Consider the following 25,782-nt stretch of genomic DNA (forward strand, 5'->3'; position numbering starts at 1 on the left):
CGGGGAACCGGTTCGAAAGGAGAGTGGAAAACTTCTCCTCCCGACAGTTCGAGTGTCCGGCGAAACAGAGGGCTGAACTCATTCTGGTTTCGACGAGCGGTTCTTCTCCTGCTACAATTTACGACAACTGAACAGGACAGCTGAACAGTACGGGATGACGGGGCAATCCCTATGTTTCTCAATCAAATGAATCGGATCGCGTGTTGAACTCAATTCTTGCACAATCGAGCACTACAGCGACTCCGTCCGGGACGTCATCCAGTATTGAATTTGACTGGCCCTACTTCTGGACGGATTGGTTGCCAATCGTTCTGTTGCTCCTGGCGATCGGAACGACGCTCTACTTTGTTTTTCGTGATACGAAACAGTTCAATCGTGGCTGGACGATCCTGTTGACGACCCTGCGTCTGGCGTTTTTGACGCTGGGGCTGATCATGGCACTCAATCCCCATGAGCGGACCCAAACAGATACACATCGGCCGTCGCGAGTCATCTTTCTTGTTGATACTTCTACTTCGATGCAGCAACCGGTTCGAGACCCCCGCTCTGCTGGAGCCGAGAGTGTTCCAACCCGGTCGGAGGCGATCCTGGAATTACTTGGAGAGTCTCCATTGCTTGAAAGGCTGCGAGCCGACCATAGCGTGGACCTGTTCACATTCAGCGATGATCTCAGCCAGTTGAAAGCTCGATTCCCTACTAATGCCAGTCCAGCAGATGGGGCTCAGCCGAACGCTCAGCAAACTGGTGAAGCAAATGGCAGCGATTCTCCTCAGGAGGAAAAGATCGTCTGGGATGAAATTTTAAAGACGGATGGACATTTGACGCGTCTGGGAGACAGTCTCGACAAACTTCTTGTTGAAGCAAAAACATCGACGCTTTCGGGGATTGTGGTCATTTCAGATGGGGCGACGAACGCCGGTCGCGATATTTCCGCTGCTCGCGACAGAGCGACCGAATACGGAGTGCGGCTGGTTTCTGTTGGAGTCGGCAGCACTGAGCCTCCACAGAACCTGGAAGTTGCGAGACTGATCGCGCCGACCGATGTTCAAAAGGGGGACGCTTTCGAGCTCTCTGCGATTTTGCGAGGACAGGGTGTCGCTGGAAAGTCTGCACAAGTGGATCTGCTTCAAAAAGGACCGAATGATCCCGAGCCGATTGTTGTGTTGACAGAAACGCGGACCATCTCCGAAGACGGGACACCGACCGAAGTACTGTTCGATCTCAAGCCCAGCGATGGCGGAGAGTATCAGTTTACGGTTCGCGCCAGCTTGAGCGGAGGAAACGAGACACGACAGGAAGACAATCAACTTAGCCGGTCCGTCAACATTTTTGATCGTCCCTTAAAAGTACTGGTGATCGCGGGAGGGCCGATGCGAGATTACCGTTTCGCGAAAACTGCACTCTATCGACATCCTTCGATACTGACCGATATCTGGTTGCAAACGGGATCGGTCGGGATCAGCCAGGAATCAAACCGGTTGCTGTTCCGATTTCCTGAAGACCGAGAGTCGCTGTACGAGTACGATGCCATCATCGCGTTTGATGTTGATTGGTCTCAGGTGAGTGAAGAACAGCGAGGCTTGCTGACAGACTGGATTTCCAACGAAGGTGGCGGACTGTTCGTTGTTGCAGGCGACGTGAATACACCTCAGCTGGCAGCGAGCGAGGAATTCGAAAAGATTAAACGACTTTATCCCGTATTACTGGAAGAAGTCAGTTTGCGACTGGGCAACCGCGATGCCGCTTCAACCGCTTTCCCGATTGGTTTTACTCAAGACGGGGAAGTTGCCGAATTCTTAAAGCTGGCGGAAACGGGAGACGAGTCGGCCTGGGCACAGTTTCCCGGTGTGTATAGAACCTATCCGACGCGCGGAGCCAAAGCGGGAACGACGATCTTTGCCGAGTTTACAGACCCACTGTCGAGAGGACCGGGAGGCCAACCGGTATTGCTGGCAGCTCAGCGATTTGGGCAGGGACAAGTTTTGTACCTTGGTAGTCCGGAGATGTGGCGATTGCGGTCAGTTGATGAAAGCTATTACGAACGATTTTGGATCAAGTCAGTTCGAAAAGCAGCTGAAGGACGATCGAAACGAGGCTTGCAACGCAGCTTGTTTATTCTTGACGGAACAGAATTCGAACTTGGGCAAACAGTCCCGTTGCGTGTACGTTCAGTCACTCCGCAGTTTGAACCGTTGGTCTCAGAGGAAATTCCTTTGGAACTTTATGGCCCGAATGGGAGTCCAATCCTTCCGGGGCCTGTCCTTGTTCGTGATCCCCTCAGGCCAGAAGAATTCGTGGGTGACTATCGTCCACTTGTCGCAGGTGCGTATCGTTTTGAGTATCAGGTTCCTGAATCGAGTGACCGGATTCAGCAGAATATCGAAGTTCAATTTCCGCGACAGGAAGCTGCGTCGCTGGTTCAGGAAGTCGAACAGCTTCGCAGGCTCGTCGAAGGGACCGGCGGTGAGTACGTGACCTTGGAAGAGGCTGTGGCTGCGGTTCCGAAACTGCTGCCAAACAAAGGGGAGTCAGTGACCATCGACCAGAAAATCGAAGAACTCTGGGACCGCAAGTTTCTGATGTTTTTGATGGTACTGCTGGTCTCGGCGGAATGGTTGACGCGAAAATTATTGAAGCTTGCGTAGAATTCAATCGTTAAGTTTTGTTCGAGGAAAAGAATCGTTTGAGTCGCTGGAAGTGTCAGCAGTAGTCCGGACATCTTCCTGGAATGAAGGATTCAGACGAAGCGGTAGCGAGATTCGATTCAGGAAATACCAAATCGTTACGCCGGCGACTTCAAGTCTTCGGCTGGAGCAAATCCAATATTGGTCTTTACGTTCTGCCTCGTGGCGAGCAGTCTATGAAGTCATGACAGTGAGCTTCACGGGCACGACCAGCATTGAAATGCTCTGAGATGCGATGAAAGAAATAATGAGCCAGATTCCCAACGAAATTCAGAGTGTCTTAAAACAGTTTCGTCGCTGGATTCGCCGCTACATTCTGTTGGAAGGGATTGCCGTTTTCGTGGCCGTCGCTGCGATGATGTTCTGGGTTACCTTTCTGGTTGATGTCGCGTATTTCTGGTTTTCGAGTCTTGAGTTGCCGACATCGTTTCGACTCATCTGTCTGATCGTGATGGTAGGAGGGCTTGTTGGGCTCGGTGTTTCATGGGTTGCCCTTCGACTCTTCAAACACCTGCAACTCAAAGATCTGGCATTAGCACTGGAGCGGAGATTCCCGCAACTTCGAGATCAGCTCATTACTACTGTCGAGTTTGAACACGAAACGACTTCACCGCTGACTGCCAAAATGGTAGAGCAAACCAGCCGAGAGGCTGCTGAAAAGATTTCAGAGCTTCCATTGGAAGAGACGTTTGATCGAACTCCGCTGAAACGAATCGCCATTATCGCGACGGTTCTCTTCAGTACACTGGCCGTTTTTGGAGTAGCGAACGCAGCTGGCGTGCAACGCTGGGTGCATGCTTACATTTTGACGAAAGACAATTATTGGGACCCGTATCGCCAACAGGCTTTGGTGCTGAAAGTGCTCAGCCAACCGGGGGAACGTGTGAGAGAGTTTGATGAGAATCGGAGTTATAAACACCCCCGAGGGGCCGACTTGCAACTCCTCGTCGAAAGCGACGACGCAGCCATCGCACCGGAAGAGGTCACAATTCAATACATTGCATTCGAGGGCAACGCGACCGAACGTGGCCGCGCGAATATGAATCGCTTCGGCGATGGGGAATTCCGCCACTCATTTTCTCGCGTCGTAAATGATTATCGGTTATGGATTCGGGGAGGAGATTTTGTAAATCGAACTCCGTACCGAATCCAAATTGTTGACCCGCCTCAAGTCGATGCGATCACACTCATGTGTGACTATCCTTCATACACCGGTATGGATGGAATGGAAGATAAGCCGGTCTCCGTGGTGGGGACTCAGGTCTCCCTGCCGATGGAAACAGGGTTTGAGTTGCAGGGGCGATGCAATAAGCCGCTGCGAGCGGTCGATCTTCGCAGCAGCCGATTTCAACTTTCCTTCGGCTATAAGTTGGTCGATGGCTACGAAGTTCCTAAGCCGACAACGTTTACCCTTCGGAATGAAGAAAACCAGATTTTACGAACCATCGAGGTGGCTGCTTCTCCGGAAAGTTTGCTCACCGAAGATCGGAGTGGGTTTCAAATTCCCTTCGTGATTTCTTCTAAAGCGGAACAGCAGTGGGAAGAACTTGGTGATCGCATAGAACTGCCGATTCCGATTCCACCCGATTCCGCATTAAAAATCTTCCTCGAAGATAACGACGAAATCTACAGCCCGGAACCGGCCTCATTACTCGTGAACGGCATTGTCGATGAGCCTCCGGTGGTCGACACGAAACGGACAGGTGTCGGTTCGCTGATTACCCGCAATGCAAGCATCCCGGTAGAGGGGCAGCTTTCTGACGATTATGGAGTTGCGAATGCTTGGTTTGGTTTCAAAGTCGGCAGCCAGATGGAGGAGCAAACCCTTCCTCTTAACAAGCTTCCGAAAGGGCAAAAAGAGTTCAAACTTAACGATGCAGCGGAAAAAAATGTTGAGCGATTCAATTTGCGTCCCTTAAAGCTTCAAGAGGGCGAAACGCTCACGCTGGCGATTTATGCACAAGATGCGGACGACTTTAATGGGCCGCATGTCGCACACGGAGAAATTTTCTCCTTCAGGGTTGTCACTGACGAAGAACTTCAAGCACGGCTCTTCGACAGAGAGGTCAACTTGCGATTGCGGTTCGAACAGATTCGTGCCGAAGCTGGAGATTTGCGAGACCTGCTGGCAGACCAGCAAACGAATCTCGCGGAAAACGTTCAAGTCGAAGAGTCGATCCTTTCAGCCTTTGTTGAGCGAAGTTTGCATCAATTACGCAAGAATCAAACGGAATCGCGATCGATTGAAGTCTCGTTTCAGAGTTTACGAGAAGAAATGGTCAATAACGGGATCGATACGAAAGACAAACTTGATCGCATCGACAACGGCGTGATTGCTCCATTAGGTGTGCTGAATGAGAAGTTGTTTGTTGAGGCGGACCAACGTTATGCGTTACAGAGACTCAGTTTGCAGCGAGGAACCGGGTTTGATGTGGCGCTCCGGGAAACCGTTCCGGCGGTGGATGCTTTGATTGAACAAATGGATCGCATCTTGGAGGAAATGCAGGATCGCGGTACAATGAATGACCTGATTCAAACGATTCAGCGACTTCGTGATGAGCAGATGAGATTAAAGAAATTGACGGAAGAGAAGCGGATTGAGGAGAATTTTTTCTTTGATTTCGAACAATAATCGGGATGATTCATCAATATTCATCCTCAATGACGATAAAAGAATGAGGAGTCAAGTATGCGGAATCTGTACATCTGCTTCTTTTGCATGATGACGGTGGCCGGTTCGTTGAACATCAGCAATGCTCAACCAGCACCCGGTCTCAGCGAAGATTCCCCAGCATCTCCTGCCGTCTCTCCGGCTGCAACTGAATCTGCCGAAGCTGCACAGAACGTTGATCTCAACAATCTGCAAAAGCAGATCTTTCGAGATTACGAACGGTTCGAGAAGTCTCTGTACGATGTTGCGGAGCAAATGCGCCGCAAAGATCCGGAACAGGCGGAAGTTCTTTATCGCGCTCGCAGCAAGTCACAGGAAGAGAACCTGCTCGCTGATATGGAAGTCATTGCAGAGCTTCTTCGCTCCAGCGATGGCGATGAAAAAAAGACCGCTCAATACGGACCAGCTGTCGACCGTCAGGATGAATTGATTGCGAGAATGGATTCAATTCTGAAGCTGTTGCGGTCATTAGATGAACGTCAACGACTCGCTGAGGAAATGAAACGCGTCGAAGAGTATCTCAAGAAAACGAACCGACTGATCGCGGGCGAAAAAGATGTTCGCGCTGAAACACTTCGAAATCGGGATTCGGAACAACTGAAAAACGCTCAGCAGAAAATTGCCGACAAGGCAAAGGAACTCGCTGAGGAGATTGATCGACACGACGCCGAACGGAATGAAAATAACTCCGATCAACAGAAGTCGGATCAACAGCAGTCGGATCAACAGGGGGCTGAGTCTTCCAGCGAAGGAGATTCAAAAGAGAAACAGGGTGACTCTGAGAAATCGTCCGACGACAAGAAGGAAGAAGGGAAAGAGTCTTCTGACGGTAAGATGCCGGAGAAGTCTGGAGAAGAATCACAACAAGGTGAACCTTCCAAGTCGGGTGAAGAATCAAAGAGCGGAGAAAAATCAGAAAGCGGAGAAAAATCCGAGAGCGGAGAAAAATCCGAGAGCGGAGAAAAATCCGAGAGTGGAGAAAAATCTCAGGAGAGTCCGTCTCAACAGGGTGAGAAATCAAAAGGCGAGAAGTCCCAGCAAGGCCAGCAACCACAACAGGATCAGCCACCACAACAGCAGCAAGAGCAGGAGAAGACTCCCGGGCGAGAGCAGCTGGAGCAGGCCCGCAAACAAATGGAAAAGGCGATCGAAGAACTCCTTAAAAAGAAAAACGACGAGGCAGTTAAAGATCAAGATGCCAGTATCGCCAGCTTGGAACAGTTGAAAGCCGAACTCGAAGAAATCTTGCGGCAGTTGCGAGAAGAAGAGAAGGAGAGCTACCTGACACTCCTTGAAGCACGCTTTCAAAATATGTTGCGTCGGCAACTACAAATCAATTCGGAAACCAAACGTCTCGACACGATCGAAAAAGACTCAAGAGCACAACAGGGATACGCTTCCAAAACGAACGAGATTCGAAAAGACCAGGAAGAGAACCTGATGGATGCCGGGAAAGCTCTCAATTTATTGCGTGAAGAAGGATCGTCAGTTGCCTTCCCGGAAGCTGTCGAACAGATGAACAAGAACATGCGAGTGGTCATCAACCGGTTGGGAGCACAGGACACAGGGAAGACAACGCAACTCGTCGAAACACTCGTCGTTGAAACTCTCGAAGAAATGATTGAAGCATTTCAGCAGGAATTAAAAGATCAGGAAGAGAAAAAACAGCAACAGGGCCAGCAGCAACAGGGAGAACCCCAGGATCCCGGATTGGTCAATCAAATTGCAGAACTCAAAATGATTCGCTCGCTGCAATTGCAGGTGAACCGAATTACTCAACAGCTTGGGACTGAAATCGGGAGTCTGTCAGAAATTGATGCGGATCAGCAATCACTGATTAATGACATCGCTCAACGACAAAAACGGATTCAGGAAGCGACTTACGACCTTTCCGTCGGGAGAAATAAGTGAGAAGTACATTACCCATTACCTCATTGATAATTGCCGTCGTGGTCGCTGGCGGACTGAGTACTCCTCTCTTCGCCAATGAAGAGGTCTACTCAGCCCCGTCGCAGGAAGAACTCCGTCTCTCCGTCGAAGAATGGCTGGCATTTAAAGGGTTGGGCCAGTCTCCCGTCGTTGATGCCGTCGAGCCGTTTTTTAAGTTTGAAAGCGACCCGCAGGCCGAAGAGCTTTTCGATGCCCTGATGCGAACGTTTTATCTCGCGGACGACGAGGTCCGTGCTTTGGTCGATCAATGTCGCGACTTGCGATTCGGTCCTGAAGTTCTGCAACTCAAGGCGCCGACTACTGAACGGACTGCGACAGAACCGTTACTGGGTCACAACGTCAAATACTTCCTGGCGCGACATCTGTCGATGTTAACCGCGTACAACGAAGCTGCCGAATTGTTTCACACCATCGATCCCAGCTATGTCGTCGATCCCGCTGGCTGCCTGTTTTATCAGTCGGTTTGCGAACATCATCTGTTGATGCGCGAAGAGGGATTGGAATCTCTGGACGCGTTACTCAATCGAACGGAAAATCTGCCGATCCGATATCAGAAACTGGGCGAGTTGATGCTTCAGGACCTTGAAGGCGTGAAGGAAAAATCACTCGGCGAAGTGGCTCGACAAATGAAAGATGTTCAGCGACGTCTCGACCTCAGCAAAACAGATGAAGGCGTCCAGGAAGTCGAAAACAAAATCGTTGAGACGCTCGATGAACTGATCAAAAAACTGGAAGAGCAGCAACAGCAGGCCCAGGCTGGCGGAAGTGGTGGCGGATCGTCCGCTCCCGATCAAGGAGCGAGTGATACCTATCTCGGCGGAATTAAAGGGGAAGGCCTCACCGATAAAAAAGATATCGGGAACAAAGACAACTGGGGCGATCTTCCTCCCAAAGCTCGTGAAGCTGCCAAGAATATGCTCGACCGACAATTCCCCTCACACTACCGACAAGCAGTTGAGGAGTACCTCAAGAAACTCGCCGATCGCCCCGCTCCGAAATAGGAGTAGTTGAAAGATGCAATAGCCCCCGAGAGTCATGTCATCGGGGGAGGGAGTGAAGAGACGCTGTCGACCTCAATGGACAGACTCTGAGCCGGATCAGTCTGAATCCGTTTCTTCACCGGTACATGCAGCACGAAAGTGTTTGATTGCGGTAGCATTTCATAGAACGGAGAATTCGTGCAAGTGCGGAGGAAATGGGAGTGCAACATTGAAGCACGCAGGGAAATGCTGTCGTGCGACTGAGTCGCTGGGGGCCACAATTCCCGAAACTCTGCCACGTCTTTTCGAAATCTGGGACATTCTCGCGACTTTCGGGATTCTGTTTCCTATAATCATCGGCGCCAGTTTGTGCATGTTGATACGAACTGGCACGTTCAATTTTTGTTCATTCTGAACAGACTGAAGAGCAAATCGCTTTCAGTCACAGATTTCGTCGCGAGAGGTGCAAGTTTGGATGCTGCATTACAGTTGCTGTTGGTGGCGACGCTATCGGGAACACCCGTCACCGTCACGACACTTGATGGTCAGTCAACCGTTGGTGAATTGACAAAGCTGGATTCTGCTCAAGTGGTCGTGCAGACGGAAGCACAAGACAAAACACTCCCGGTGGATCAGCTGATGCTGCTCCGTTTCAATGATGCACAAGTCAATGAGACACCGACGGGGAGCAAAGCTGCGAAGAAAGTTGTCCGCCTGAGTGATCAGTCGCTGCTCACGTTTGAGACGGTCATCTTCAAAGAAAAACAGGCAGAAGTGGAAACCATTGGCTACGGAGCGACGACTGTCCCTGTTAATGCGATTCAGAACATTCGCTGGGGAGCGGTTGATGAGAAAGTTCAGGAAAGTTGGACGGACCTGCAATCGCGTGGGGCTCGAGATGATCTTCTTGTATTTCGAAAAGGTGATGTGCTCGACTACGTTGCCGGTACAGTAAGCGAACTTACCGATAAGGGAGTCACCATCAATGTGCGAGGCCGCGAGCTGAAAGCTCCGGTGGATCGAATCTTCGCGGTTGTCTTCGCGAACCGATCGGCGAATGAGACTCCGGGAGTCGGCCTGTTGCGCACAACAGAAGGAGACGAACTCAAAGCGAAGTCCATCACCTTGAAAGAGACAACGTTGGCAGTCTCGCTGGTCAGTGGAATCAATCTGGAGCTAGACCTCTCGAAGACTCGGGAGATCGATTTTGGTGGCGGAAGGATTCGCTATCTCGCGGATCTTCCCTTTGACGACTCTACGTCGGTCTCTCCAAATAGTGAATTCCCGGTCGTCTGGTTTACAGCTCTGAACTTTCCTGCAGGCTCAGGAGGACGACGTCCACTGTTGATCGATGGGAAGCAGTATCAACGGGGATTGTGGATGCACTCCGGGGCGATTGTACGTTTCCGCTTGAACCGGCAATTCACCGAGCTTCGGACAGTTGCAGGGTTTGACCAGACGCATGTCGGGAAAATGCCACGATTCAACCCAAAGGTCAAGTTGGTCTTCGAGGGAGATTCAGAAGAGTTGTACGCGAAGGAGTTTTCCTGGGATACCCCGCCGGAGAAGATCAATTTGAACTTATCCAATGTTCGTGAATTGATCATTCGCGTAGAATCATTGGGGGTCGGAAAAGGAATTCTCGAACACTTTGCTCTCGGTGATGCCCAGGTGATCAAGTGACAAGCAAGCATAATCAATTTTTAGAACCTGCGATGCACCTTCGCGCATCCCGCTGGATGCCTGTGGTGATCTTCTTTTTGATGACGCAGACAACTGCGTTCTCGCAAACGTCCGTCGTTGTTCCGGAAGCTGTGCTTCAGGCACAGCAACATCGTATTGAGACTGTCGAACGTGTTGCGAGCAGTGTTGTGGCGATCTTTGCTCCCGGAGGACAAGGGGGCGGTTCCGGCGTTTTGATCTCTTCCGATGGCTTCGCAGTCACGAATTTTCACGTGGTTCAGGGTCTCGGTGGCTTTATGAAATGCGGCCTGAATGACGGTCGCCTGTACGATGCTGTTCTGGTCGGAATTGATCCGACAGGCGATGTCGCAGTTGTGAAGCTCCTCGGTCGTGACGATTTCCCACATGCTGAAATCGGTGATAGCGATACCGTAAAGATGGGAGACTGGACTTTCGCAATGGGAAACCCGTTCCTCCTCGCGGATGATTTTCAACCGACAGTCACCTACGGAATGGTCAGTGGAACGCATCGCTATCAATATCCAGCTGGGACGTTTCTGGAGTACACCGATTGCATTCAGGTCGATACGTCAATCAATGCCGGAAATTCAGGCGGTCCTTTGTTTAATATCAATGGCGAAGTGATCGGAATTAACGGGCGGATTTCCGTTGAAAAACGTGGCAAGGTGAACGTTGGAGCTGGCTATTCCATTTCGATCAATCAGGTGATGCACTTTCTTGATCATCTGAAAAGTGGCCGCATCGTCGACCATGCGACGCTCGGGGCAACCGTCACCAGTACTTCGGATGGAGCTGTTGTCGTCTCAAACATTTTGGAAACATCGGAAGCATACCGACGCGGACTCCGCCAAGGTGATGAACTAATTTCTTTCGCAGGCCGGCCTGTTCGCAGTGTGAATCAATACAAAAATATTCTGGGGATCTACCCGAAGAGTTGGCAGGTTCCTCTCTCTTTTCAACGAGACGGAGCACGGTTCGATATTGTGGTTCAACTCGCCGGGTTACATCGTCGTGCTGAGCTTGCAGGAGGACCGCCACCGAATAAGCCTGAGCCAGACGAAAAAGAGAAACCGAAAATCCCGATTCCAATTCCTCACATGGGAAAGAAGCAAGAGCCGGATATTCCCAAGGAATATTTGAAGCTCTACGAAGAAAAGAGCGGGTACGCAAACTACTACTTCAATCAAATCGCACAAGATCGATTTCTCGAATCGATTCGACGATGGGGCGATTTCAATTCGAAGCCGCGCATGTGGGCGCTCGATGCAACATTCAAAGATGGGGCTCCGCTGCAAATTCGGATGCAACCCGAAGCAATCGCTGCCAAGTTTGAGCAGGGGTTCGCTGTCCTGGAACTGGGGGGAGAATTCACCGCAGAGCCGATGGATTCTGGTGGATTGCTGGCCTCTCTGGAGCAGTTGAAGCAATTGCTGATTGACCCAAAAGATTACTTCACAGAGTTCTACTACGTCGGAAGCGAACCACTAGATGGTCAGGGGGAGCGAGTGGATGTTCTCGTGACCACGAAAGGACTGCTGACCTCGCGCTGGTATTTTCAACAGGAGAGTGGAGCGCTCATTGGAGTCGATACCGTGATTGACGAAGAGCATGATTCGTGCAGAATCCGATTCGGAGAAATGCGGGATTTTGATGGTGTCAAATTTCCATCACGATTGACGGTTCGCTCAGGGGGGCAAGTTTGGGGCGAGTTGGATGTCACTTCGCTGAAGTTTCTCGACCCCGATTCGAAAGGCTCACCATGATATCTCGATATATAATGTACTCGTTTTTCGCTTCCTGTCTGTTGAATTGCGGACTTGCGAAAGCACAGTCCGCTTCCGAGGCGATTGAATCCGTTCAGCCGAAAGTTGTGAAGATTTTTGGGGCTGGCGGATTGAAGAACCTCGCCAACTACGGGACCGGAATTCTCGTCTCCCCAGACGGTCACATTGCGACCGTTTGGAATCACCTTCTGGACTCTGATGCAGTCGCTGTCGTCCTGAATGATGGTCGCCGGTTCTACGGACGAGTGATTGGGACGGACTCCCAAAAAGATATCGCCATCCTGAAGATCGATGCCGAGGAATTACCGTTCTTCGATATCGGTTCTTCCGTTCAAGTTGGTCCGGGAACACCGATTCTTGCGTTCAGCAACGTCTTCAAAGTTGCCACCGGCGATGAGCCAGTGACTGTGATGCAAGGTGTTGTCTCCGCGAAAACAGAACTCTCTGCACGTCGCGGTCGCTATAAAGTTCCCTATGATGGCGAAGTTTATCTTGTCGATGCCGTGACCAACAATCCCGGTGCAGCGGGTGGTGTACTGACGACGATGGATGGCCGATTGCTCGGCATGCTCGGGCGGGAACTCAAAGGAAACAATAACACCTGGCTCAACTACGCGATCCCGTTTTCCGTTCTGAAACAGCCGATTGAGGACATTATCGCTGGTCGATTCAGTCGGAGCGATGACCTTCTCGCTGCAGGGGGGGAACCGAGTGAAAGTGACTATCAGTCGACTGATTTCGGTTTTGTCCTGGTCCCGGACGTTGTCGCTCGAACACCTGCGTTTTTGGATAGAGTGATCGAAAAGTCGAAAGCGGATGAGTTCGGCCTGAAGCCTGACGATCTAATTGTCTTCGCGAATGGGGAGCTTGTTCAGTCGATTCGAACATTCAACGAAATTCTGGATCAGCTGATCCCCGGGGATGACCTGCAACTTATTGTTCGTCGTGGAGACGACTTGATTACGGTCCAGTTTGTTGTCCCGCGAAAGTAGCAGAGCTGTTTCTTTAATCGTGAGGCAGCGGCTTTGGCAGAGTGAAATCATGTTGCGAATTATGAAAACAGAACCCAACCAGACTTCCTCCCGGACAGTCTGCCTCTTTCTGGTTGCCTTCACGGTGATGAATACGTCATCAATGCTTCAGGCGCAACCATTGTTCAGCCAGGAACAACAAGCGATTCAGCAGGCGACTGCGTTTGCGAGTCCTTCGATAGTTCGAATCGAAACCGTAGGGGGACAGGACCTTGTTGGCGACGTTCTGACAGGGACCGGACCGACGACCGGTGTCATTGTGAGTGACGATGGTTACATCATTACCAGCAGCTTCAATTTCGTCTCTGATCCTGCGAGTGTTCTCGTCACGTTGATCGAGCAAGACGAAGAGAAAAAATACGCAGCCGAAATCGTCGCCAGCGATAAATCTAAAATGCTGACATTGCTAAAAGTTGAAGCGTCCGGTTTGAAGCCGATCTCGGTTTCTCCCAAGGAGGAACTAAAAGTTGGGCAGCGTGCCATTGCACTGGGCCGCACGTTCGACGTGGAATTTCCCAATATCTCAATTGGGATTGTCAGTGCATTGAATCGAGTCAACGGGAAGGCCATTCAAACGGATGCAAAAACTTCCCCCGTCAATTATGGCGGCCCGTTGATCGATTTGACTGGACAGTGCATGGGGATTCTCGTCCCACTTTCACCGCAGCAAGCCGGCGAGACAGCTGGTGTGGAATGGTACGATTCCGGGATTGGATTCGCGATTCCCCTCGAAGACATTCAGCGTGTTCTTGATCGAATGAAAGCTGGTGAAGATTTACAGTCTGGACTGTTAGGAGTCGGGTTTGAAGCACAAGGCCCACTCACCGGGGAAGCGAAAATTCTTCGCGTGCGACCACAATCTCCTGCAGATCAAGCAGGTTTGAAAGTTGATGATGTCGTGATTGAAATCGATGAACATCCGGTCAATCGGCTTGTCGACCTGCGTCAAAAACTGGGGAATCGTTATGCCGGAGAAAAAATTTCACTGGTTGTTAAGCGAGGCGATGAAACAATCGAGAGAGAGATTCAATTGACTGGCGAGTTGCTCGCATACGAATTCACCTCGATAGGTATTCTGCCAGCTCGGCGAAGTGCCAGCGACGAATCACCCGAAGAGGGCGTCCTCGTCAGGTTCGTTTACGATTCCAGTCCCGCTCAGGCAGCGGGGATGAAATTGGGAGATCGAATTCGATCTATGGATGGACAACAGGTTTCCACGCCGAACGAAATTGCCGTTATCCTGACCACCAGGAAGAAAGGTGAGGAGCTCACGGTGATCTTAGATCGTGAAGAAGAGACTCAAACGGTCAATGTCACACTGGAAGCGTTCCCCGATGGGGATGGACTTACAAACATTCCTCCGTCTGATATCCCTCCAGGAGATGTTCCCGAAGAAATCAAGTTAGGGCGGTCCAATCAGAAACTCGCGGGGAGTGATCGCAGCTTTTGGGTCTTTGTTCCGGAAAATTACAATCCAAATTTTGAGTATGGACTGCTGATGTGGGTCCATCCATCGGGCGAAACGATGGAAGCCGACGTGCTGAAGTTCTGGAAAGATCTTTGTACCGAGCGAGGAATTATTCTTGTTGGTCCACGTGCCGAAGACCTGAGTGGATGGGCTGCCACGGATGAGGAGTATGCCAAAGATGTGGTCGGGTGGGTTCAGGAGAATTACTCAATTGACGCGGCTCGGGTTGCAGTTATGGGAGCGCAGGACTCTGGAGTGTTTGCCACACGACTCGCTTTTAAGTATCGGGACCTGTTTCGTGGACTCATTTCTATTGAAGGTCCACTTCGCTTTCCGCCCCCGGATAGCAATCCCGAACAGCGATTACTCACAGCGTTTGTGGCTGCTCCTGAAACGCGACAACGTGACCAAATTTTGAAATCCGTCGAGCTGTTGAGAAAACAAAAATTCCCGACTGCTCAAATTGATAGCGAAGAAGAAGCAAAATTCTCTTTCGATCTCGTGAATGCTCTGATTCAATGGCTGGACGGGCTGGATCGTCTGTAGATGTTGCTTTTCGGTGCGATCATCATTCTTTGAAATCAACTTATTCTTAATAGCGACAATGACCCGTGGAGCTCGGCGATACAATCTGTTTCTGTTTTCATGTGACCAAGCGGAAGATATTGAACTACCTGCGCATACATAAACCGCGACGGGCGAGTCAGCTTTCTGAATGTGGAGGAGCCGGAACTGGATGTGGCTGGTGCGTGAACTACCTGAAAAAAAACTTCGAAGCCTTCGAAGCGGGGCAGACTGATGCCGACGCGGATCTTTCGATGGACGATCACGCAGCTGGCCGATCGACGTACATCTCCGAGGGAAAAGGGACTCCACGGCCCGGCACATAACCCTCTCTGGATCTTTTCGGGCTCAGCGCACATCAAGAACTCATTCGTGAAGCTTCCTGAAGTGTAGCTCTGGTGGCAGCAGCGTTTTTAGAGGAGTTTGCTCTACCGTGTGCCCGTGAAGAACGCATTACTCTAGTAAAATGCTGTTCGCCACGAGGCAGAACCTGCAAACCAATTCGAAAGATGCTCTATCACGTGTGAGAACGTGCAATATGCAAGCACAAACGCAGCCACAAACGTAAAGTCAGCCAAAGACGTAACCCGGGTCACTGAAGAATTGGCTTCCATTCTTCGATGGATTTTGAAGTTGTCCAGCGTCTGCGCGATCCTTCGGGTACTTTTTGCAGAAGGACGATGTCCAGTTGTTCGTACTCTCCAACGTCCTGATGCTTAAATGCCAGGCGGGCAAGATCGGCTGCACGCGACTCGCTCTTCTCAACTTCCTTTTCAGGATTGAACTCCTTCTGCGGGACATATACCACGACACGGAGGATTTTGGGGAAGTCTTCTTTGTGGCTTTTGTGCTGGCCTCCAACGACTCGCGGGCTGGATTCAGGGTATTCATCCGCGATGGCATACTGCAATTCTCTAAAAGGAGCAGTGTAGAATTCCCAATATGCGAAGAGTAAGCCGATCATCGTGAAGGCGAATCCAAACATCGCGACTACAGTCCAACGTCCGCTGTTCGATTTTGTATGTTGGGGTATTTCGTCGGACATGGTCGGTGCGGAATCTCTTGAGGATTAAATGAGTCTCAGCCTGTCAGTGAATCATAGAGGGCAGCGAGACTTCAGGCGAATGAGAGAGCTGAATTCGCCGAATGTATTGGAAAAATCGCCCTTCGGTGTCTCAATCATCAGAACGGAGAGGGTTGATGTCGGATGATGCATCGGACAATTTTGAAGAGGTACGTTAAAACAGTGGTTCGCTCATTTGGCTGTTCATTTGTTCCCATCGGTGAATCAGCGAATTTAAGAGGTCAGGTTTCTCGCCCGCCAAGTCGTGTTGTTCACGAAGGTCAGCATCAAGATCATACAGTTCCCATTGCGGCTTCTTCTCGTTTCGAGACATATTGACGAGTTTCCAGTTTTTGTATCGCAATGCAGAACGCGGACCTTGTCTCCAGAAGAGTTGCTCGTGTGGAGCGGTCTCCTTTTTGCCGAGCAGGTACGGCATCAGGTCGACCCCATCAATCTCATGTTGAACTTGTGCGCCTGCGAGATTTGCGGACGTGGCAAAAATATCCATACTACTGACTGGCTTCTCGTAGGTTTTTCCTTTTGGAATCTGCCCTTCCCACTTCACCATCATGGGGACACGCACCCCTCCCTCGTACATGTGCGATTTTTCACCGCGCAGTGGCAAGTTGCTCGATGTTAACTCGCGGGTTGGCCCGCCGTTGTCGCTTAAAAAGAAAATCAGAGTCTCTTCCTGTAGGCCAGATTTCTCGATCTGATTCAATACCGCACCGACACTGTCATCGAGGTTGGCGAGCATGGCTGCGAAAATACGGCGATGGGGATCTTCGATTGATTCGAACTGCTGCATGTACTTGTCCGCCCCCTGTAACGGGCTATGGACAGCGTTGTAAGCCAGGTAAAGGAGAAACGGTTTGTCGGAGTGCCGGTCAATAAAGTCGACAGCTTCGCGTGTGAATGCGTCGGTGAGGTACTCGCTTTCCACGACAGGTTGTCCACCACGCACAATCGGATTATTGGCATCGTAGTCAGGTTCATTGTGGCCCATGTGCGTTGTGTAGATAAGATTTCGTCCGGTCCATCGCCCTTTTTGATTTCCTGGCAGAGACTTTCGTCTGAGCATCGTTGTCACACCTCGATACGGAGGCGGAACAAAATAGTGGCCTTCGTGAGTGAATCCGAAAAACTCATCGAATCCATGACGCTGCGGATGATAGGCAGCTGTCCCTCCCTGATGCCATTTCCCGATCAACGCGGTTGTGTATCCGACGTCGTGCAGCATCTCTGCAAGGGTGATCTCTTTGCCTGGCAGGCCGATAGCTGGGTCTTCGTTTCTGGCTCCGATTGGGTTGAATTCGTATCCGAATCTGGTCGGTATTTTTCCTGTGAGAAGACCTGCTCGCGACGGGCTGCAATTGGGGCCGGTCACATATCCTTGAGTGAAGCGGACTCCGTTTTTGGCGATTGAATCAATATGCGGAGTCGGAATTTGAGGGTTCCCCTGGCAGCCGAGTTCTCCATACCCCAAATCATCTGCCAGCAGCACAATGATGTTCGGTTGCCGGGCACGGGCGACACTCTGAAAACTGAAGAGAGACACAATCGGCAAGAAGCAAGAGATGAGTGACAAGTAGGAAAAGAAATGTGTCGGAATGAGATGGCTCATGATGACTGCCGGTTTTAAAGTCGAGCAAGAAAGGAAATCAAGAACGCGACGTAGCCCGGGACCATTGTCCCGGACGAGTCAAGTGGGGTCCCCGCATCGTTGTCGTAACGCAATCCTTGTCTCGGCGGGCATTGTCTCGGCTGACACATAGTGATGTGTGAGCCACTCAGTGCACTGACACGTTTTCTGCACCCGTGAAGATTCGGTTCTTTGAGAAAAAACGCGGATCTCCACGAGGCAGACTGCCAAGGTGATGTTGAAAAGATCTCTTCGCTGTCTCAGTCAGCGAGCTTCTTCACGCGGAGATTTTTGAAGTGGACAGTGCTGTGCGGGTCGTGTCCCTGGAGAGCAAAAGTTCCTTTGTCGATTCGGCGTTTCGGCTGGTCTGGCTGACCTGTTGAGTTTTCAGGCTCGGTGTAGTCAGTGGCGACCTTTCCATCGATTTTAATAATGACGCGTTTACCTTTGACGATGATGTGCTGAGTCCACCACGTGTTGTCAGGGATCAACTGTTCCGTAACATCGTCGACTGCGTACAAACCTCCTGTTTTGCGAGGATCTTTTTTATAGGTGTTATTGACCTGAGTTTCGAATCCTTTTTCAGGCCAGCCGCTCTCCTGAAATTCCGTGTGGAAGTAGATTCCACCGTTGCTGTTGGGCTCAGCCATGACATCAACTTTGAGTTCAAAGTTCTTGAACGGAGTACCGTCTCCGACGTAGAAGAGATGGCTGCGAGGTCCCTGACAAACGATCGCACCGTCGACAATTTTCCAGGTGTCTGGAGATTCGTTGATCTTCCAGCCATCAAATGTCTTACCATCCCAGATTTGTGTGAAGCCTTCGTCATTACTGTCCAGATAGGCAACACCTTCGCGGACAGCTGCCAGACAAAGCTCAATATCAGAGAGAGGATTCTGTGGGTTCTCTTCGTATTCCAGCGAGATCGGGTTGGTGTATCCAATTTCTCGAAGCGCCCGCAACACCCCCACGATGTTCAATTCTCCTTCGCCGAGAATCGTAAAGATCTTGCCCTCTTTTTCGAGGTGATTGGCTCTGTTCTTCGGCAGCACAGCCATGAGCTTCGCTTTCTCTTCCTCAGAACGGATGGTGCGAACGTCCTTGAAGTGAACACCGAAAACCCGCTTGCCAAGCTTTTGAATCACTTCCACAGGATCTTCATTGCTTCGCAAGTAGTGACCGGTATCAACGCAGGCTCCCAAGAGCGGGCTGCGACCGTCGACCATTTCTAGAATGTCATCAACCTTGTCGTACAAAGCCCCGGGACCATGGTTATGGATCGCGATCGGAATCTGGTATTCCTCGACGAGCTTTTCGAGCAGGTCAAAGGTCGCTGTATCCTTTTTCGGATTCGCACTGATCGATTTGAGTCCCATCGCTTTCGCAAAATCAAAGACTTCGCGAGCTTTGGTTTCATTGGCATCAAATCCAACGACTCCATACGCAGCGAGCGTAACTCCGGAATTTGCAAGTTTCGCTTTCTGCTCCTTGATGTGAGCGGGGACTGTCGAGATCGGAATGTGCTTGGGGTAGGCCTCCCAGTACTTCAGGCCGAGTTTTTCCGAATGCTTTAATGCTTCGTCGACATCAAATCCACGAAGTGAATAACTCTGAATTCCCATTTTGAACCCGCCGTAGGGATCTGCATCGGCAGAGAGAGAGGTTGCTGGCGAACTCAAAAGGCAGGCGACGATAGCGAGCCCCGGAATAGAAAGCTTAGGCAATATGGGGTGAGAAGATTTCAAGGTGTACATCTGGCACAAGTCTCCATGAGAACAGGAATTTTGATTCGTCCCGTAGTATCGCCCTCTCCCACCTGCTACTTCAAGCGATTCGATCCCTGCAAAACCTTTACAATCGGCAATATTGTTAAGTTCGGACGGCAGCTAGCCGATTTAAGAGATGGCGCGGTCCTTCCAAAACGTTGTCGATGAAGACCACGAATTTTGTGAACACTGCGATAAGGTGAAGAATCGTTTGGGTCGCGATGGTCGAGGGATGAATGCTCCCTCGATATGAGAAGGGCCTCTCGATAAACGGATTGCAGCGAGATTTTCAAAACTCGACAGGGCACAGCTGAAGGTTGAAAGTTTAGAGTGATCGGTACCGCACGAACTCGTTCCTGAGTTTCCACCCGGAGACGCTTGTGTTTGCAGTTTGATTAAAGGTTTCGTTGAGATCGATCGCGGAGAAGACCTTCAACCGGCAGTCGCACAAATTCCAGCGCAAGGCAGGGAGTGCATGGAATGAATCCATGGAAAAAACAGCAATTCTGGTTTTGGTTGGCAGCGATACTCATCGTTGGCGGAGCATCCTCTTTTCGCGACACTCGTCACGAAAATGCTTCGGTGCGTGCAAGGCTCGGATCGCACAAAACTGAGAATGTGTTTCGCAGTCGCGAAGATCTTCCAGAGCCCAACCAACTTGAAGTCGCTTCAGGTAGTCCGTTGAAGGAGTTGCAATCCAAGTCGACTCACTCACACCTGAATGAAACATCCCAAGCAAGTACCCAGCAAAACGAAGTTGATGAGCGAGCAGTACATCAAGATTCTCAAGTTGTCCAAATTTCATTTGAGAGGGAAGACGAAGTTGCTCGTCCTGTTGTCTGGTTGGTTGGCTCGATAGAGCCTGAAGAAGAGTAGTCGTCCGCCCTTCTCTGTTTTCAGCAATAGCAAATCCAATGCAATAGTAAATCCAATATTGATCTTTACGTTCTGCCTTGTGGCAAGCAGTCTGCGAAGTCTCGAAAGTGAGCATCACGGGCACACGGTAGAGCAAACTGCTCTAGCAGGAAAATCAAAGCTCGACGGAGCAATCGATCGAACTCAGGACCAATAATCAAAGTGGCAACTCGCTGCTGAATCGTGGAAAGTGGAACTATGTACGAGGTGTATTGGAAACTGAGTTCACGACCTTTCGAAGATGGGGCGTATCCAGATTTCTACTCAGCCAGTCCGTCCCATCAGGCAAGCTTGTTGAAGCTGCGCTACCTGATTCAACAGAACAAGGGGATCGGACTTCTGCTTGGTGATCATGGTCTGGGGAAGACGTATCTTACGCATGTTCTGGAACGAGAGTGCCATGACGATGGAATCGGTCCCTTCATTCGTCTGGTCTTTCCCTGTCTTGCACCGGGAGAGATTCTGAACTACTTCGCAATGCGTTTAGGAATCCAGACGGCAAACGTGACTGCGACCGAAAGTGTTCTCATTCAGGTGGAAGAAAAGCTTCGCGAAATCGCGAAGAACAATGGGCACCCGGTTTTTGTGATTGACGACGCTCATTTGCTCGATGTCGAACATCTCGATGTTCTGAGGCTGTTACTGAACCTGCATGAACAAGGAACGTGTCGATTCTCGATGATCCTGTCTGGAAGGTCGGACCTTTTGTCTCGTGTTCAGCGAATCAAAGCGCTTGATCAGCGTGCCTCGGTGCGGATGGCTTTACAGCCACTCACATATGAGCAAGTTCAAACATATATTGCGGATCGGCTCGGAGCAGCCGGAGCTGAAGAGATTTTCGATCAGCGAGCAGTTCGAACGATCTGGGAACTCGCTCAAGGTGTCCCTCGCCGAATCAATCAACTATGTGACCTTGCTCTATTGGTCGGGTTCGTCGATCAACTTCCGCTCATTTCTCCTGTTGAGGTCGAAGCTGCTGCAGATGAACTTGTTTGCATTCAAGCTTGAATGAATAGTGACGCTTTGCGTTTCACGGGATGTATCGCGTCGACTGCTCTGCATGAGAACCTATTACTGAGAGCAACTACATTGCTCGGAGTATTGGGTTGGATGAACTGTCGATCCGATCAGCATGCACACACATGCTCCATCTTTGTATTTGCAGGTCGATGAATAGTAATCGACAGGAACGAACGTCGCCCCGGAATTTTCTTGACACCCAAATTCGTCACTCGACTCCATCGTTGTGACACACATTCCGCGCACGGCGAACTGGTAGCCTTCGAGCGTTCCGCACTGTGATCTTTCTGTGGGGTGGCAGTTCGTCCCTGAGGAATCATCTTCACAACGCATGTTGGCGCTGATCACCATGTGCATTTGTCGGGCATGTGCCGGATCACAAATGGTACCGTCGAAGACTTGTCCACCCTGGCATTGAACACCTGCAATGACTTGAGGTGAGACACCGTTCAGGAGTGACACTCCCCCCGTGCAAATCAAAACCAAACTCAACGCTTTGTAGTACAACATTCTTTCACACTCGTGACGAAAACAGGCTGTGGTTGAAAACAGTAATATCTAATTCGCTGACCTGCGCCAGAGAACCACTCCCAAAACAATCAGAGAGATTCCGTTGGCAATCAAAAAAAATGCCTTCCAGTCGAATTTTCTTTGCGACCCAGGGTCTGGAGTCGCCGCGACAGTCTTGCGTGCGATTCCATTTGCCAGGAAATATTCCGCGGCATTTTCGATGCTGTGTTTGAGTGCGCGAGCATGGCGTTCCTCTGATCTTTGATCGACCATCACAGCGCCCTCTTTCACTGGCACGACAAACGCTGCTTGCGGGATATCGAGATTGAATTCGGCATCGACAATCGCGGTTAACTCTGCTTTTTGAGCGATTCCATCTCGAAAGTCGATCTCGACACGGATAGCTGGCGCAGTCACATCTCCTGGAAAAACAGTGGGAAGTTTGTAATAGGTAAGTCGACCAAACTTGGATTGATCGTCCATCGATGTTTGTGAAATCGGCAAATGCGTTTCTCCATCGAGAACCCAATCCCCTGATTTCTTCCCCGATAGCTTCAACGAATTCGCTTCAGCTTGAGCGACCTCTACTTGTCCGAGAATCTGTGCAGCAGGGATTCCCAGAAACCATTCACGGTCATAGAAGTAGACCATGCAACGCCCTTTCTCGAAGGCGGTGATCTGTTGCGACAAATGCTTCGAATACATCAGATGCAGTCCACGAGCCACAATGTGCTCATTGTGTCGACCGATGCTCCGTTTGTTGACTCCATCATCCAAGAGGACGACATCATCCCACAGATCCCAGGGCCCGGTCGATTGATCATGCTGTCGGTGCCGTTCAATCACCTCGGGGTAGAACGTACTTACAAACTCCAGCATGAACTTTTCATCGGCAGAAAATTCAAATTCCGCAACGAGACGCCGCACGTCTTCCACACTGAATTTCTGCTCTTTGCAGCCAATCACTGCGGATAAGAAGTGGATTTTCGAAGTCGCTGAGCGGGAACGATGGTCGTCCCAAGAGACCGAAACGGAATCCAAGAGTTGAGTTGTTTCATCCGCGTAGAGGGCAGGTGAACTCAAGGCCGCTGTAAGAAGTAAAAGTAAAACGAACCTGAAACTCATGGCCCATCATTCAACTTTGGACGTACATGTTAAACAGAATCATTCTGTCGCAAGAACAAAAAATGAGCGTAAGCCAAACCTGTTCAAATTGCAACGCGAAGACCCTCCTGAGTCTCCTCACATATCCCCGCTCGCGTCTAACTCAAAACAGCCATCTCTGATGCTTCGCCGAGTTCGGAGACTTGACGTGCGGGCGTGGTAAGAAGTCGTGGGTAGAAAAAAGGCAGAACCTGCACACCACATCGAGGGATGCTCTAATCCTTCTGCCTGCTCACTTTCTACAATTTTTTGCAATCCACTTTTAATGCTCTGTTCACTGAAGACCAGATCGCGAGATTGCGCCAAAACATACCATGCAAGAATGTTCTCGCAGGACAAAACCTGACTCTTCACGGAACTTGTGAAGGATGTCTTGCATCGAACCTGCGAGATTTTCGCAGCGAGAAGTTTTCGCTTATGCAGCCGCTTTGAGTTGCGGGGTTGGTGAGTAGAACTTTTCGTAGACTTCGTGGTCACCATTTTCCACGTCGCCATAGTAGAGGTGGAGCAGCGAATTGCGCTCGCCACTGTTCTCTTCGAGTTCACTGCGACCATGCCAGCTGCGTTTGAATTTTGTATTCAGGACGACGAACGCGTAGCCGCTATTCGGTTGGAAAGGCGTTGTCATCACTTTGGTAAACCCGACTGGCTTCGAGAGGAGGCCGAGTGGGCTGAGCCGGTAGAATTCGGTCCCCAAGTGAGACTGTGAGTCGTCAGTTGGTAATGCGATTTGCATGGTGACAACTTTTTTGCGTGTGTCGGGATGTGGTTTGATCGAGTAGCCCGATTTTTCGTGATAGATTTCGGTTTTGGGATAGGCAGTCACATTTTCGACTTCTTCGCGCGGGACTGAGTAGCGGTAGGTGAGCCCTTCAGAAAGTTGCCGAAAGACAGTCGCTTTGACTGTTGGATGTCCGAGTGCATCGCGAACGGCTTTCCAGATCGCCTGGCTTTCAGAATCCATTCCCTGAAGCCCTTCTTGCGTTAAGCTGCAACGATAGCGGGTTTGCCCTTCAGTTCCTGCGTATTTGCCCAGCTCAGAATAGTTTTCAATAGGAGGGAACGTTTCGAGGAGTCGAAAATACACTGACTCTGGAAGAATGTTCTGGAACAGAAAGTGTGGAAACGGACGATTCGAAACGTTTGCACTTTCCACCGCGCTGAGGATGGAATGGAAACAATCGTCAAACACTGAATTGTAGGTTGATGAATTCACGGTCGACTCTCTCGGCATGGTATTGGTGCGAAATCACGAGTCAGCCTTCTAATCGAATTCTCCTTTTGAGGTCAAGATGAGGCTGAAACACGCAGCCTCCATAACCAGTATGCCGTTCATTAAGTTGGGTCGCAGATGAAATTAGGTTTCGAAAACGTATTCGCGATCAGCTTGAGTTCACTGAATGCGTGAGACGCAGTATGAAACCTGATGCAAAATGAACATTATTATGTGGCATTCAGATAAGCTGAGAGCTTGGTCCATCGTGCCCCTTTTGGCCCAATTGCTTCAAAGTGGATGAATCCCGATTAATAACGATGTGAAAAAAGTGCTCCAGAAAGAACGATTCATCTTGCAGCGGAGAAAGAATTTGCGATAAAAACTATCGATCTGGTTCTGAGCCAGGCAACGAATGCCCTTCTCAATCACTTCGAACTTCAGGCATGGATGCCGAGATATGAGCGACATAACCTCAATTGCAACAAACACTTCCGTGACCTGTCCACTGTGCTCATCTGATGAGCATCAAACGTTGGCAACGCGTGGCCGAGCTGGGGAAGACTTGCACACTGTTGTTTGCACAGGTTGTGGACTCGTCTTTATCTCTCCAATTCCCACAGCTGAAGAAGTTGCGGAATACTACGCTAAGGAGTATCGACTCAAGTACAAGGGAGTCGTTCAACCGAAGCGAAAACACATTTATCGAGCTGGAAAACGGGCATTGCTGCGACTCCCCCTCATCGAAGAGTTTGCAAAGCCTGGTCAACGAGTTCTTGATATCGGTTCCGGTGGCGGAGAGTTCGTCTACTTGCTGAAGTCAAAAGGGTTCGCGGCTTCTGGGATCGAGCCCGACGAAGGCTACGGAGGCTTCTCAATTCAGGAGTATGGCATCGACGTAAAGATCGGTCCGTTCGACGAAACAATGTTCGAGCCAGACAGCTTCGATGTTGTGACTGCGAACCATGTCGTCGAACACCTTCGTGATCCACTCACTGTTTTTCAGGGGATTTGGAAAGGTCTGAAAAAAGGAGGTCACTTAATCGTCGAAGTCCCGAATGTTGAAAGTAAGTACCACACGCCCTGCAACCGCTGGCACTTCGCACATATCTTCAATTTCAATACAGACACAATGGAAAACCTCGGAAGACGAGCAGGCTTCGAAGTCGTCAGGACAGATCTGGTGAGCAAATCGGTGCATGTCCGGACAGTCTTTAAAAAGACCGAAAATGCAAAGCCAATGCAGGTTTCACACGAAAATTATCATCGTGTCAAAAACACACTCGATAGCTACACAAACTACGATCACTACACATCAACCATGCCAGCCCGACGTCTCTGGTCGTCCGTTGCGCAAGTGGTGCATGAAAAAATCGCTGTCCATGCATCACTCTCCGGGAAAGAAATTCTCGACCGGATTTACACTGCCGAATCCTCAAATTCGATGCTCGCGCGTTCTGCATAATTGCAGACAAACACAAATGGCCCACCAGTAAACATTCTTTGCTCAACTTCAGGCTCGAGCAATTCGGTCAACTGCTGGGTCGTGAGCAACGGCTTCGTGATTTGAATCTCGTTCGTTATTTCGGGGCAAATTGCGATCACGATTGCACTGGGAGTGAGTCGTCGATACCGCAAAAAATCGACAGC

Annotated in this window: 18 protein-coding genes; 12 read left to right on the forward strand and 6 right to left on the reverse strand. The window is 50.3% G+C overall.

Features of this window, described 5'->3' with window-relative positions; all coding sequences use genetic code 11:
* The first annotated feature begins 200 nt into the window (after nt 1-200).
* From ACN0YR_RS08445 to ACN0YR_RS08485, 9 genes are all read left to right on the forward strand, one after another.
* Nucleotides 201-2,645, forward strand: a complete 2,445-nt coding sequence (locus tag ACN0YR_RS08445; protein WP_417848764.1) for a hypothetical protein — start codon at nt 201-203, stop codon at nt 2,643-2,645.
* Between the two features lie 286 nt (nt 2,646-2,931).
* Nucleotides 2,932-5,316, forward strand: coding sequence for a hypothetical protein (locus tag ACN0YR_RS08450; protein WP_417848765.1), 2,385 nt, complete (start codon nt 2,932-2,934; stop codon nt 5,314-5,316).
* A gap of 57 nt (nt 5,317-5,373) precedes the next feature.
* Nucleotides 5,374-7,266 (forward strand): hypothetical protein, encoded by a 1,893-nt coding sequence (locus ACN0YR_RS08455; protein ID WP_417848766.1) that lies wholly within the window; start codon nt 5,374-5,376, stop codon nt 7,264-7,266.
* Complete coding sequence (locus ACN0YR_RS08460) at nt 7,263-8,306, forward strand: hypothetical protein (protein ID WP_417848767.1); 1,044 nt, start codon at nt 7,263-7,265, stop codon at nt 8,304-8,306. The genes ACN0YR_RS08455 and ACN0YR_RS08460 overlap by 4 nt, the downstream gene beginning before the upstream one ends.
* Before the next feature lie 450 nt (nt 8,307-8,756).
* On the forward strand, nt 8,757-9,968 hold the full coding sequence (locus tag ACN0YR_RS08465; RefSeq protein WP_417848768.1) for an NPCBM/NEW2 domain-containing protein: 1,212 nt from the start codon (nt 8,757-8,759) through the stop codon (nt 9,966-9,968).
* Nucleotides 9,965-11,752 carry a S1C family serine protease gene (locus ACN0YR_RS08470; RefSeq protein ID WP_417848769.1) on the forward strand — a complete coding sequence of 596 codons (1,788 nt, stop codon included), beginning with the start codon at nt 9,965-9,967 and terminating at the stop codon, nt 11,750-11,752. The genes ACN0YR_RS08465 and ACN0YR_RS08470 overlap by 4 nt, the downstream gene beginning before the upstream one ends.
* Nucleotides 11,753-11,766: 14 nt before the next feature.
* Nucleotides 11,767-12,765: a S1C family serine protease gene (locus ACN0YR_RS08475; RefSeq protein WP_417848770.1), complete on the forward strand. Its 999-nt coding sequence runs from the start codon at nt 11,767-11,769 to the stop codon at nt 12,763-12,765.
* 61 nt (nt 12,766-12,826) lie between these two features.
* Nucleotides 12,827-14,818, forward strand: coding sequence for a PDZ domain-containing protein (locus tag ACN0YR_RS08480; protein ID WP_417848771.1), 1,992 nt, complete (start codon nt 12,827-12,829; stop codon nt 14,816-14,818).
* A gap of 119 nt (nt 14,819-14,937) precedes the next feature.
* Entirely contained in the window at nt 14,938-15,162 is a 225-nt protein-coding gene (locus ACN0YR_RS08485; RefSeq protein WP_417848772.1) for a (2Fe-2S)-binding protein, read from the forward strand.
* Nucleotides 15,163-15,428: 266 nt separating this feature from the next.
* Here the strand turns inward: ACN0YR_RS08485 and ACN0YR_RS08490 are convergent, their stop codons facing one another.
* The 3 genes from ACN0YR_RS08490 to ACN0YR_RS08500 form a co-directional block, all read right to left on the reverse strand.
* A complete protein-coding gene (locus ACN0YR_RS08490; RefSeq protein WP_417848773.1) occupies nt 15,429-15,881 on the reverse strand; it encodes a hypothetical protein in 453 nt (150 codons plus the stop codon).
* Between the two features lie 193 nt (nt 15,882-16,074).
* Complete coding sequence (locus ACN0YR_RS08495; RefSeq protein WP_417848774.1) at nt 16,075-17,526, reverse strand: sulfatase; 1,452 nt, start codon at nt 17,524-17,526, stop codon at nt 16,075-16,077.
* A 278-nt stretch (nt 17,527-17,804) separates the two neighbouring features.
* On the reverse strand, nt 17,805-19,298 hold the full coding sequence (locus ACN0YR_RS08500) for a family 16 glycoside hydrolase (RefSeq protein ID WP_417848775.1): 1,494 nt from the start codon (nt 19,296-19,298) through the stop codon (nt 17,805-17,807).
* A gap of 492 nt (nt 19,299-19,790) precedes the next feature.
* Between ACN0YR_RS08500 and ACN0YR_RS08505 the strand changes: the two genes are divergently transcribed.
* Nucleotides 19,791-20,186, forward strand: a complete 396-nt coding sequence (locus ACN0YR_RS08505) for a hypothetical protein (protein ID WP_417848776.1) — start codon at nt 19,791-19,793, stop codon at nt 20,184-20,186.
* Between the two features lie 237 nt (nt 20,187-20,423).
* The gene (locus ACN0YR_RS08510; protein WP_417848777.1) at nt 20,424-21,233 is read left to right on the forward strand and encodes an ExeA family protein; all 810 of its coding nucleotides are present in this window, start codon (nt 20,424-20,426) and stop codon (nt 21,231-21,233) included.
* Between the two features lie 63 nt (nt 21,234-21,296).
* Here ACN0YR_RS08510 and ACN0YR_RS08515 read toward each other — a convergent pair whose 3' ends face one another.
* The 3 genes from ACN0YR_RS08515 to ACN0YR_RS08525 all read right to left on the reverse strand — a co-directional run bounded on the left by ACN0YR_RS08515 (nt 21,297) and on the right by ACN0YR_RS08525 (nt 24,135).
* On the reverse strand, nt 21,297-21,755 hold the full coding sequence (locus tag ACN0YR_RS08515; RefSeq protein WP_417848778.1) for a hypothetical protein: 459 nt from the start codon (nt 21,753-21,755) through the stop codon (nt 21,297-21,299).
* A gap of 48 nt (nt 21,756-21,803) precedes the next feature.
* Nucleotides 21,804-22,880 (reverse strand): hypothetical protein, encoded by a 1,077-nt coding sequence (locus tag ACN0YR_RS08520; protein WP_417848779.1) that lies wholly within the window; start codon nt 22,878-22,880, stop codon nt 21,804-21,806.
* A 454-nt stretch (nt 22,881-23,334) separates the two neighbouring features.
* Nucleotides 23,335-24,135, reverse strand: coding sequence for a hypothetical protein (locus ACN0YR_RS08525; protein WP_417848780.1), 801 nt, complete (start codon nt 24,133-24,135; stop codon nt 23,335-23,337).
* A gap of 457 nt (nt 24,136-24,592) precedes the next feature.
* On the opposite strand from ACN0YR_RS08525, the gene ACN0YR_RS08530 reads away from it, so the two are divergent.
* Complete coding sequence (locus tag ACN0YR_RS08530; RefSeq protein ID WP_417848781.1) at nt 24,593-25,597, forward strand: class I SAM-dependent methyltransferase; 1,005 nt, start codon at nt 24,593-24,595, stop codon at nt 25,595-25,597.
* Nucleotides 25,598-25,782 lie beyond the last annotated feature (185 nt).

Source organism: Thalassoglobus sp., assembly GCF_048270125.1.
In the GTDB taxonomy this organism is placed as follows: Bacteria; Planctomycetota; Planctomycetia; order Planctomycetales; family Planctomycetaceae; genus Thalassoglobus.

Coding starts and splice junctions, on each gene's coding strand:
- ACN0YR_RS08455 (WP_417848766.1), top strand. CDS start 5,374: ATGCGGAATCTGTACATCTGCTTCTTTTGCATGATGACGGTGGCCGGT.
- ACN0YR_RS08510 (WP_417848777.1), top strand. CDS start 20,424: ATGTACGAGGTGTATTGGAAACTGAGTTCACGACCTTTCGAAGATGGG.
- ACN0YR_RS08500 (WP_417848775.1), bottom strand. CDS start 19,298: ATGTACACCTTGAAATCTTCTCACCCCATATTGCCTAAGCTTTCTATT.
- ACN0YR_RS08505 (WP_417848776.1), top strand. CDS start 19,791: ATGAATCCATGGAAAAAACAGCAATTCTGGTTTTGGTTGGCAGCGATA.
- ACN0YR_RS08475 (WP_417848770.1), top strand. CDS start 11,767: ATGTACTCGTTTTTCGCTTCCTGTCTGTTGAATTGCGGACTTGCGAAA.
- ACN0YR_RS08490 (WP_417848773.1), bottom strand. CDS start 15,881: ATGTCCGACGAAATACCCCAACATACAAAATCGAACAGCGGACGTTGG.
- ACN0YR_RS08515 (WP_417848778.1), bottom strand. CDS start 21,755: ATGTTGTACTACAAAGCGTTGAGTTTGGTTTTGATTTGCACGGGGGGA.
- ACN0YR_RS08520 (WP_417848779.1), bottom strand. CDS start 22,880: ATGAGTTTCAGGTTCGTTTTACTTTTACTTCTTACAGCGGCCTTGAGT.
- ACN0YR_RS08480 (WP_417848771.1), top strand. CDS start 12,827: ATGAAAACAGAACCCAACCAGACTTCCTCCCGGACAGTCTGCCTCTTT.
- ACN0YR_RS08450 (WP_417848765.1), top strand. CDS start 2,932: ATGAGCCAGATTCCCAACGAAATTCAGAGTGTCTTAAAACAGTTTCGT.
- ACN0YR_RS08530 (WP_417848781.1), top strand. CDS start 24,593: ATGAGCGACATAACCTCAATTGCAACAAACACTTCCGTGACCTGTCCA.
- ACN0YR_RS08495 (WP_417848774.1), bottom strand. CDS start 17,526: ATGAGCCATCTCATTCCGACACATTTCTTTTCCTACTTGTCACTCATC.